Annotated in this window: 9 protein-coding genes and 1 pseudogene; 7 read left to right on the top strand and 3 right to left on the bottom strand. The window is 41.7% G+C overall.

Going from position 1 to position 10252, the window contains the following annotated elements; genetic code table 11:
• The 3 genes and pseudogenes from HQR03_RS14470 to HQR03_RS12920 all read left to right on the top strand — a co-directional run.
• Positions 1 to 104: pseudogene (locus HQR03_RS14470) on the top strand (IS30 family transposase); the annotation flags it as partial.
• A gap of 16 nt (positions 105 to 120) precedes the next feature.
• Complete coding sequence (locus HQR03_RS12925) at positions 121 to 444, top strand: hypothetical protein (protein WP_025653175.1); 324 nt, start codon at positions 121 to 123, stop codon at positions 442 to 444.
• A gap of 179 nt (positions 445 to 623) precedes the next feature.
• Positions 624 to 1010, top strand: a complete 387-nt coding sequence (locus HQR03_RS12920; RefSeq protein ID WP_025653176.1) for a hypothetical protein — start codon at positions 624 to 626, stop codon at positions 1008 to 1010.
• Positions 1011 to 1060: 50 nt separating this feature from the next.
• Here HQR03_RS12920 and HQR03_RS12915 read toward each other — a convergent pair whose 3' ends face one another.
• Positions 1061 to 1321, bottom strand: a complete 261-nt coding sequence (locus HQR03_RS12915; protein WP_173240416.1) for a DUF1289 domain-containing protein — start codon at positions 1319 to 1321, stop codon at positions 1061 to 1063.
• A 187-nt stretch (positions 1322 to 1508) separates the two neighbouring features.
• Here HQR03_RS12915 and HQR03_RS12910 point away from each other — a divergent pair, with 187 nt between their 5' ends.
• The 3 genes from HQR03_RS12910 to HQR03_RS12900 all read left to right on the top strand — a co-directional run bounded on the left by HQR03_RS12910 (position 1509) and on the right by HQR03_RS12900 (position 4986).
• Positions 1509 to 2150 carry a YqiA/YcfP family alpha/beta fold hydrolase gene (locus tag HQR03_RS12910; RefSeq protein WP_173240415.1) on the top strand — a complete coding sequence of 214 codons (642 nt, stop codon included), beginning with the start codon at positions 1509 to 1511 and terminating at the stop codon, positions 2148 to 2150.
• Positions 2151 to 2260: 110 nt separating this feature from the next.
• Positions 2261 to 4147 carry a DNA topoisomerase IV subunit B gene (gene parE / locus HQR03_RS12905; protein ID WP_173240414.1) on the top strand — a complete coding sequence of 629 codons (1887 nt, stop codon included), beginning with the start codon at positions 2261 to 2263 and terminating at the stop codon, positions 4145 to 4147.
• A gap of 143 nt (positions 4148 to 4290) precedes the next feature.
• Positions 4291 to 4986, top strand: a complete 696-nt coding sequence (locus HQR03_RS12900) for a lysophospholipid acyltransferase family protein (protein WP_173240413.1) — start codon at positions 4291 to 4293, stop codon at positions 4984 to 4986.
• Positions 4987 to 5068: 82 nt separating this feature from the next.
• Here the strand turns inward: HQR03_RS12900 and budC are convergent, their stop codons facing one another.
• Positions 5069 to 5851 carry a meso-2,3-butanediol dehydrogenase gene (gene budC / locus HQR03_RS12895; RefSeq protein WP_025653181.1) on the bottom strand — a complete coding sequence of 261 codons (783 nt, stop codon included), beginning with the start codon at positions 5849 to 5851 and terminating at the stop codon, positions 5069 to 5071.
• Positions 5852 to 6268: 417 nt separating this feature from the next.
• On the opposite strand from budC, the gene HQR03_RS12890 reads away from it, so the two are divergent.
• Positions 6269 to 7741: a hypothetical protein gene (locus HQR03_RS12890; protein ID WP_173240412.1), complete on the top strand. Its 1473-nt coding sequence runs from the start codon at positions 6269 to 6271 to the stop codon at positions 7739 to 7741.
• A 363-nt stretch (positions 7742 to 8104) separates the two neighbouring features.
• Here the strand turns inward: HQR03_RS12890 and HQR03_RS12885 are convergent, their stop codons facing one another.
• Positions 8105 to 9808 carry a mechanosensitive ion channel gene (locus HQR03_RS12885; protein WP_101210857.1) on the bottom strand — a complete coding sequence of 568 codons (1704 nt, stop codon included), beginning with the start codon at positions 9806 to 9808 and terminating at the stop codon, positions 8105 to 8107.
• Positions 9809 to 10252 lie beyond the last annotated feature (444 nt).

Here is a 10252-nt window from a genome sequence, read left to right as displayed (position 1 = left end):
AGTCGATTGAAGACAGTTTAAATAATCGACCTAGAAAGGTGCTAGGGTTTAGAACACCTCTTGAGGTAAAATCTAGCTTCGGGTGCGTTGCACTTCAATGTTGAATCCAAGGAGTATTGCTTGGATTTAGTATTAATAATAGCTACCTTACTAGGCGGTATTACTGCTATTTGGTTTCTATACGATAAAAGTACATCCATATTAGCTTGGTTTAAATTAAGTGAAAATAATGTTTCTGACCCAACGATTCTTAGCATTTCAGATAATGATTTCGGTTTCCTTGAATCCAATTTAAAACTACTCACTGGAGTAGGTTATGTGCCTAAAAATAACTCTGAGACAGAAGCCTGCATCTCTTTATTAAATCAAAGAATATTAAAAAAATCGTCCTCTGATAAATTCAAGTTGACTCGTGTCGGTAAAAAAATGTTTTACCAAAAATAGAGAATCCCAATAAATTTATTAAATAGAATCAAAATGCTATCAGTGTTCGTTATTTTTATCTTTTATCTAACCATTCTGTTGCGTTCAACAAAGCTTAATATTTGTAGGAGTATAAACTCATCATTGAATTTTTAAAAAGTTATGTCTTCTTAGCTCCATATGTAACTGCTTTAGGAGTTATGGTTGCTATATATCAAGTTCGGAAAAATACAGAGCAATCTATAACAGCTTTTGAGGATTCTATTTCTAAAGAGTATCGAGATATATCTAACAATATCCCATATAACGCACTCATAGGGAAAACTTTAACTGGTGAAGAAATCACTCAAGCTTCAAATGTAATATATAACTATATAGATTTCTGTAACGAACAAATATTTCTACGTAGAACAGGTAGAGTAAGAGAGGATACTTGGAACAATTGGCAAAAAGGTATGAGTATTAACTTTTCACTGCCTATATTTATATATATATCTGAAGAAGTGTTTAAAGAATTACCTGATTCGTTTACAGGACTAAAAAGAGTTATGTCTGAAAACTATAGTACTGATCCAAAAAATTGGTAAGAGAGCTGATGAAAAGTCCAAAGTACAAATGATGTTTGACCTTTAACCTTTTAAAACAACTCACCAATCTCAATCACTTCTTCAAAATCAAATCCTAGCTGTTCGCCTTTACGCTGTTTCATTTGTTCGATACGTTGCTTGCGTCCAGCGACGAGCCGTAATACCTCACGGCGCTGCTCAGTCGTCATGTCATGCCATAACTGCCGCTCAGGACGACTGCGCAGGCAACCAAAGCAATAGCCTTTTTTATTGCTCGTGCACACACCAATACACGGATTGGCAATCTCGAACAGCTCAAACTGTTGATTCATGGCGGCTCCATCGCACTTATCGTTATTCCCTTAACTTGTCTTATCTTATTTTGAAACACTATTATGTCGTAAATAACGAATAATAGTGTGCCGCTTTATTGTTACTGTTTTTGGCGAGGCAATGCTATGCTTAGCTTTTATAGCATATATAAAGTCATCATAACAAAATTAATAAGTGAGATTGTACGTGAACATTATTTATATTCATGGATTGGATAGTGATGCCAACTCGACCAAAGGCATATTATTAGAAAGCTATGGCCAGCAGCATCATGCTGATATTAACGTATATCGCCCTGATCTTAACAGTGCGCCTGAGCAAGTGTTTGAGCAGTTGGTAAGATTATTAACCGAACTCAATACAGAAGATAAAACTGTACTGATTGGTAGCTCGTTAGGTGGCTATTTTTCCACTTTGGTAAGCAATTATACAGGCTGTCCGGCTTTACTATTAAATCCTAGTACTCAGCCACATGTAACATTACAGCGCTTTGCTTATGAGTTGCTGTTAAATAGCGATGAAGGTAAAGGCGAAGATAAATTGCCTGCGAACCAAATTCTTCATACGACCGCTGGCGGCTGGAACATTACTTCTGTGGATTTACAATGGTTTGCAGATCATCAATTGGTATCCATTAATTATCCGCATAAAATTGCTGTTTTACTCAAAGCGGGTGACGAATTGCTAAATGCTGAGCTATCAAAAGACTTTTATCAAACGCAGGGAGCGACGGTAACTGTGCAAGCGGGTGGCGATCATAGATTTACGGATTTTGGTGAGCAATTACCGATGGTGATAGATATGCTACAGCGTTTGTTATCGACTTAAAGAGACGACATTATCTGACGTGAGCGACTGACAATTAGCGTTACCGTCGTTATTTTTGGTTATAATGGTTCAATAGAATAAATGATCTGTGAATATTAAGGGAAGCATTTGTGAGTGAATATAATGCGCAATCGTTAGAAGTTTTAGAAGGACTTGAGCCGGTACGTCGTCGCCCCGGCATGTATACGGACACCACACGCCCCAACCACTTGGCACAAGAGGTGATTGATAACTCAGTCGATGAGGCGTTGGCGGGTTATGCTAAAACCATCAAAGTTCAATTGTACAGTGATGGCTCGCTGTCAGTTGAGGATGACGGGCGCGGTATGCCGACCGATATCCATCCTGAGTTTAAACAGTCAGGGATTGAGCTAATTTTAACCCGCTTACATGCTGGTGGTAAGTTTTCGACCTCTAATTATGAAGTTTCAGGTGGTCTGCATGGCGTTGGTATCTCGGTCGTCAATGCGCTATCCACGCGAGTGGAAGTCACCGTATGGCGTGATAGTACCCAGTTTGAAATGGCCTTTGAAAATGGTGCACCAGTTACGCCTTTGACGGAAACGATCAGCTCAAACAAGCGTAAACGTGGTACTAAAGTACATTTTTGGGCGGATGGTAGTTTCTTTGATACGCCCAAGTTTAATGTTAAACAACTCAAGCATAATCTAAAAGCCAAAGCGGTGTTGGCCGCCGGTCTGACGATTGAGTTTGTCGATGATATTAATAATGAAAAAGTTGTCTGGCAGTTTGCTGATGGCGTCGTTGAATATTTAAACGAACAGTTAGATGGGCTTGAGACGTTGCCTGAAGCACCTTTTTATTATAATTATGATGCGAAAGCGGGCGAACGTGCCGCCATTACCTTTGCACTGTCGTGGTTGCCCGATGGTGGTACGCCCATTCAAGAAAGCTACGTGAATCTTATCCCGACGGCCCAAGGCGGCACGCACGTTAATGGTCTACGCACAGGTATCTTAGAAGCCTTACGTGAGTTCTGTGATATTCATAACCTATTGCCGCGTAGTGTGAAGTTGACGGCAGAAGATGTGTGGGACGGGGTCAATTATATCCTGTCGCTTAAGTTTTCTGAACCGCAGTTTTCAGGGCAAACCAAAGAGCGTTTATCAAGTCGTGAAGCCGCTGGCGCAGTACAGACATTGGCAAAAGATGCCTTTAGTTTGTGGTTAAATCAGCATGCCGATATGGGTGCTCAGATCGCCGAGTTGGCGATTAATAAAGCAGGACGTCGTCTAAAATCTGCCAAAAAAGTCGCGCGTAAAAAGATTACTCAAGGTCCTGCCTTACCGGGTAAATTGGCTGATTGCCGTGGTGATTTACGCGATGGCGCAGAGCTGTTTTTAGTGGAAGGGGATTCTGCGGGTGGTAGTGCTAAGCAAGCACGAGATCGTCATTATCAGGCGATATTGCCACTACGCGGTAAGATTCTAAATACGTGGGAAGTATCATCAGATACGGTGCTGTCGAGTCAAGAAATCCATGATATCGCGATTGCTATCGGCGTCGATCCTGCGTCAGACGATTTGTCCGAATTACGCTATGATAAAGTTTGTATTTTAGCGGATGCGGATTCTGATGGTCTCCATATTGCCACCTTGATTTGTGCGTTGTTCGTTAAGCATTTTCCAGCGTTGGTCGATGCAGGACATTTATTTGTCGCTATGCCTCCGTTATATCGCGTGGATGTCGGTAAAGAGGTGCATTATGCGCTAGATGAGCCTGAGCTTGCCCACATTTTGGCCAATGTACCCGGCAATAAAAAAGCCCAGATTACTCGCTTTAAGGGTTTGGGTGAGATGAGTGCAGAGCAGCTACGTGAGACGACCATGAACCGTGACACCCGCCGCTTAGTCCAGCTAGACATGGACGACATGGTATTAACCAATAGCGTAATGGACATGCTATTAGCTAAAAAACGCTCTGCTGACCGTAAGACTTGGCTTGAGGACAAAGGTAACTTGGCTGATATCTCATAAACTATAGTAACAACGAGCATTAGGTCGGCTGATGCTCGCTGTAGGATTGAGTAAGAGACAGCACAATAAAAGCCTGTAAAAGGTAATTTAGTGGCATAAGGTTAATGTTATTATGTTGACATCTTTTATTATCTGGTGCCGTTATGACATCGAAGTTTAGCCGTCGTTCTAAGCCTATTGCCGCTAGTTCTACACGCTCTAAAATATTACCGAAGCTTAGCCGAAAGGATTTGGGTGACTTAATTCCCAGACGTGGCGGTGCTATTACGCCAGTTATCGGTGAGCGTTTGTTAAAAGTATTAGGCTGGCGTACTGTTGGCGATATTCCAAATGTGTCGCAAGCAGTGGTATTGGCTTTGCCGCACACTTCTTATTTGGATGGCCTCTATGCATTGCCCGGTTTGTTTGCTATTGATTTAAAAGTTAGCATTATGGGTAAGCACACATTATTCAAAGTACCAGTACTGGCACAACTATTACGTTGGATGGGTATTATTCCCATCAATCGGGGCAATAAGGGCTCAGTGCTACAAGCGAGTATTGCTAAGTTTAAGACTGGTAAGCCTTTGTTCTTGGGGCTATCTCCAGAAGGCACTCGCGATTATAGGAAAGAATGGAAAACAGGTTTTTATTATTTAGCAGTGGGCGCTGGTGTCCCTATTTTGCCAGTGGCATTGGATTATAAGACCAAAGAAATACGTTTTTTGTCAGCGGTGTATCCTACTGGCGATATCGAGGCTGACTTGCCAAAAATCTATGCTCAATATAAAGGCGTATTACCAAAATATCCTGAGCGCTTGTCGCAGCCACTACAGGATGTTAATCAATCAGCCGATTAGATATGTCTTGCGAATATGAGTATTTAAGCCTCTTAGGGATGGTTAGCAAAATACTCATATTCAATTACAAAGAGAGCAATAGCTAAAACTGAGGCTGACCGTTAGAAGCACTAACCCCGCCGTCCACCGCAAGATTGACGCCAGTAATCATCGACGCATCGTCACTTGCCAAAAAAGTAATGGCAGCGGCAATGTCCTCTGGCGTGGCCAAACGACCAAGTGGACAACGATCTAAGAATTTATCGGTCTTGGCATCATTATCTTGAATGGCACTGGTCATGTTTGTCTTAGTCACGCTCGGATTAACCGCGTTGACACGTACCCCATCAGGACCATGATCTAAAGCCAGCGTCCGTGTTAGATTGCTAACGCCAGCTTTGGCGGCATTGTAAGCTGCCATATTCCAATCACCGCCGACCCCTGACAATGATGAGACATTGACGATATTACCTTTGGTTGCTATCAAGTGCGGCATGGCTGCCTGACAGACGTAAAAAGTACCATTTAAATTCACATCAATCGCTGACTTCCAGTCTTCAGCCGTTAGCTCAGTAATTTTACCTTGAGTGGCTTTGCCCGCATTGTTGACCAAAACATCGATTTTTTCAAACTTATCGATGGCTCTTTTAATCATTTCTTGTACTTGGCTCTGCACACTAATATCACAGGTAATGGTCATATAATTATCGGTATGAATCCAAGTGCGATCTGTCGGAAACTCCTTAGCGGTTTCTGCCAAACTGTCAGCTGTACGTCCTACTAAAACGACGCTAGCGCCTTCTTGAGCAAAACGAATGGCAGTTGCGCGACCGATACCTGAGCCGGCCCCTGTGACGATGACGGTTTTTTCTTTAAAACGTTTCATGATGTTCAGTCCTTGTTATCATATGCAGATAATAGTCACTACATAAAAAATGAGTAAGCAAACCCTAAGTGGTGGGTGAGTTATAAATCGATGCATCAGCTTTGCTGCTTTTATGTCATCATAACAAGTCATTGCTTTGAAAGCGACTTTGTATAATTGCACTTATGTATAGTCAGTGAAAAGTAATATTGATACCTCACGCACTGTTGATATCCATTTTTCTTGCTTGCTGTGTCTACGCTGACAGAGGCTATAAAAAATTGATATCAGCAATAAGGTCGCGTTTTTAGGATATTTTGACTATAGTTTAGTTTTTCTTTAGCGAAGAATGCTTATTATCCTTGTAAGAAGGGCATTATCGTTCTCAGTGGCATTATAGGATGCGTTATATTCAATTGATAATAAAAGGTTGGAACTGTGTCAAATTCGACTACTGCCACATCTGAATGGGGTCATTTAGCTGATGAATTGGCTTGTTATCTGCAGGCAGCTGCGTCAGAGATTGTTTTACCTAATCTCCAAACCATAGAGGCGCGTTATGAGGCTCGGCAGTATCACTATCAGTTGCGACTAGGTAAGCTGCAGCTATTAACGCTCACGGTAACTCTGCCTTCTGAGACGAGCTTGGCTAAGATTGAGTCAGTGCGGATGGCAGCAGTCAAAGCAGCGCTGGCATGGCATAAGAGTTACACCTCTCAAAGTAAAGACGCTCAGCTGCTCAGCTATGAGGTATTGGTCGTCGATATCCAGTTTAGTGAGCACGCTAAAAATAGCATTAACAATGGTGGCGACAATGACAACAGTAGCGATAGTGATAATAACCGTAATATTGAAAACAATAGTGATTTTGAAAGTAATAGTCAGCCAAGTAAGTTACCCAAGCGTCTAAAGCATGCGTTTGCTGCGCGCTACTTTATGGAAGATTTAGTCGTTGATATGAGTGACAGTGGTCAGCAACTTCAAATATTCAGCTGGCATGATTGGTGTTCGATAATGCTAGCGTTGCAGACACCATGCGAGCTATGGCGGTTTTTGGGATATCATCTAGAGCAGCTACAGCAGTCGGTATCTAGTCACATCGCGAGCTTTGAGTCCGAAGAAAGAATTATCAGGCAGTTTTTAAGCAGTGTATCTTTATTTAACCACACTATCACGGTCGATAACGCGCTTATCAAATACGGTATTCAGCAAGCGCCCAATTCTGCATTGATAGCCATGAGCCTAGCGCAAAAGAATCAAAGCAAAACGGCACCGATGTATGAAAAACATATGGCGCAGGCCGCGACACTTTGGTCGCAGCTTAGTGCGCAGATGATTCATACGGTCAGTGCAGAGCTAAAAGCTAAGGCAGATAAAGAGTCAATAACACCCTCATTTTCTGTTTGGCAGCAGCAACTCTTAGATGAGTCTTTGTTTTCGCGGCATGAGCTTATCCGCACTTTATATAGACACCCAAAACAACAGCAGGCGTTGCAAGAAACTGGCTATGTAGTACATCAGCATTCGTATGAAAATCTCGGTCGGCATTATGTGCTGATATTCTATGGTCAAGATGGGCAGGGGCAGAATAGTAAGGCGGCTATTCAGCCAAACTTACAGCAAATTGCGCAAGATGTTGCCACGCGGCTACCGATGGCTGAGCTGCATCACGTCATTGTACTTGGTATAGACTTTATCTCTGAGGCAGGCGAGACCTTTATAGATATCGATCTGTGGATTCAACCTATGAATAGTATGACCCAGCGCGAGCGTCAACTTACCAAGCAAATACAGCGCCTTAAACAACAAGGTACTGAGCAGCCTACGAGCAAGAAATTGACGCAGCAAGCAAACGATTTGCCTCAAGTTCGTCTCAACCTTTCTATTCCAGCCCGCAAAGATAAACCATAAATAGTGGCACGCCTTGGTAATTAGGTAAATGCGTAGGCGTTCAATCTTAAAAAGTATAGTTGAATCACTATAAAAAAATACAGTGCTGCTGGGATGAATTTTGCGCAGCCTCTATCAGCGCAGACACAGCACGCAAGTAAAATTTATACCAGTAGCACTGGTAATATTAGCGTATCGGTTTTATGTCGAATTGACTACATCTATATAACTATTGAAATAACCAACACGAACCAATATAGTCAATTGAAAGTAATATTGATACATCAGCAATACCGTCGCGTTCTTAGGATGTTTTGATTATACCCACAAAAAAAGACAGCCTAAGCTGTCTTTTTTCATGCAAAATTATACTGTCATAAAGACTTATTTATTAGTGTTGTCGATAAGACCACTACCAGGTAATAAATCATTATCTGTCTGAATTCCAGGAGTTCTAGTCGTTCCAACATCAGTAGTATCTACAGGGTCAGTACCAAGTTTTGTGGTATCGACTGTATCTGTACGTAAGTTAGTTGCCGAGGTAGTTGGTGCACTCGGCGTATTCTCACGAACTGAATCAGCAACTTTGTCTTGCGTCGATGAATTAGGCGTCAAAGCAGACTTCGCTTTTGCTTCAGTACGCTCTTTGTCCATTTTATCCTGCATCTTGCGGAGGAAACGTGCTGCTGCTTCTTGACCACCAAGACCGAATGATAGAGCAAAGGCAACCGCAACGGCACCTAGTGTTAGACCAAATGCTAAGTTCACAATAGAGTCAGCAATACCCATCGCTTTTAGACCCATGGCTAGTACCAAACCCATGATTAATACACGTACGATGTTTGCTAAGAACTGTGAGCCTTGCTCAGAGCGCTCAACGACACCAGCAATGATATTGGCAAGCCAAAAACCGATGAATAGGATAATCGCGCCCAAGATGATGTTGGCACCGAAAGCAATAAACATCGCGATGATAGCTGAGATAGGCTCAAAACCCAATAAATCAGCGGCAGCGATAGAAGCGAATAACATCGCAAAGAAGATGATCGCATAGCTAACGAGGTCTGAAACTTTCTTATCGCCCATCGTTTCTTGCAAGCCAACTTTGGCAGGCAATTGGTTGATCTGAGTGTTTTCGATCAAGCCTTTGATGATGTTAGCGACCATACGTACCACGTAGAAAGTCACAACGAGGATAGCAACTGCCATAAAGATATTTGGCAACGCTTCCATGATTTTGTTCAGCATGTTCGTCGCAGGACGAGCAATCACTTCGATTTTTAACGCATTTAATGCTGCGATAATCGTTGGGATAATCACAACTAAAAAGGCTAATGAACCCGCAATATTAGGTAGGCTGTTTTGTTCGCTTAAACCTGCTTTTGTTGCCAGTTTTTGCACATCAAAAGTAGAAACAAGGTTGGTCACAATGCCGCGTACTACTTTAGCAATGATATAACCAACGACAAACACAACACCAGCAATTAAGATGTTCGGAATAAAGCTGAAGATTTTATCAACCATATTAGTCAATGGTGCAAATAGACCATCAAGCTCTAATTGACCCAATACCATGGTTAGAACAACCAATAAGATGAACCAATAAACCATATCAGCAATTGTGCTGCTCATTGGTTTGACACCAGCTTGTGCACTTAAACGCTCATCCATTGATGTTTTGGCCAATGCAGCATTGATCGCTGTGCGGGCAACAGTTGCCACTACCCAACCAATCACACCAAGGGCGATAGCACCGATAAGGTTAGGGATAAAGGCCAATACTTGGTTGACCATGTTTGCAAATGGTGCCGAAATAGAGTTCAAGTTCAATTGGCTAAGAGCCCCTGAAATTGCGATGATAAAGATAAACCAAAAAACAATCTTAGAGATAATACCCTCTAGATCGTAGGTTTTACCAGTGGAAGAGTTCATGCGTTGGTTAAGGTTCACTTTAGACAACACACCACGTACCAACGCCGCGATACCTAGTGCCACGAGCCAGCCAATAATAAATATCAAAATCGCGCCAATGATAGAGCCGATGGGCCCACCAAGATAACCGTTAAAAGATGTAAACATTGGATTCATCTTATCCTCCTTTAATCATCATACATGAGCCACAAAATAACAAGAATAGCTGGCACAATTGTCATGTACCCATCACCGTTATTATTCAGCAAAACCATATAGATGGTAATTATAAATAGTATTTTTAATTTAAGTTATACAGGGATATTATAATGACTGAATCAGTAATACTATTATGGTAAACATAGGCTTGCGCTGGTGATACATTTGTACTGCGCAGCGCTGCTACCGATACCTAAACATATATTAGTAAAACTTACGTTCAGTTACTTATCACCTTAACTAATTTAGCTTAGCTGATGTATTGATAGATTTAAAGACAGAAAGCTTAACCTGTTACTATATTTGTGTGATAACTTGTTATTTTTATGATAAATTTTAACACAGACTGTACATTAGCCCGATAATTTTATCCTAACCGTGGCTCCTAAAACTAAGATTTGT

The sequence above is a fragment of the Psychrobacter okhotskensis genome (genome assembly GCF_013248965.1).
GTDB classification, from domain to species: Bacteria; Pseudomonadota; Gammaproteobacteria; order Pseudomonadales; family Moraxellaceae; genus Psychrobacter; species Psychrobacter okhotskensis.
The sequence above is the reverse complement of the archived record's forward strand: the minus strand, read 5'-3'. Positions and strand labels throughout refer to the sequence as shown.

Excerpts from the sequence above, each read along its gene's own strand:
- HQR03_RS12885 (WP_101210857.1), bottom strand. The coding sequence starts at position 9,808 with ATGAATCCAATGTTTACATCTTTTAACGGTTATCTTGGTGGGCCCATC.
- HQR03_RS12920 (WP_025653176.1), top strand. The coding sequence starts at position 624 with ATGGTTGCTATATATCAAGTTCGGAAAAATACAGAGCAATCTATAACA.
- HQR03_RS12915 (WP_173240416.1), bottom strand. The coding sequence starts at position 1,321 with ATGAATCAACAGTTTGAGCTGTTCGAGATTGCCAATCCGTGTATTGGT.
- HQR03_RS12900 (WP_173240413.1), top strand. The coding sequence starts at position 4,291 with ATGACATCGAAGTTTAGCCGTCGTTCTAAGCCTATTGCCGCTAGTTCT.
- budC (WP_025653181.1), bottom strand. The coding sequence starts at position 5,851 with ATGAAACGTTTTAAAGAAAAAACCGTCATCGTCACAGGGGCCGGCTCA.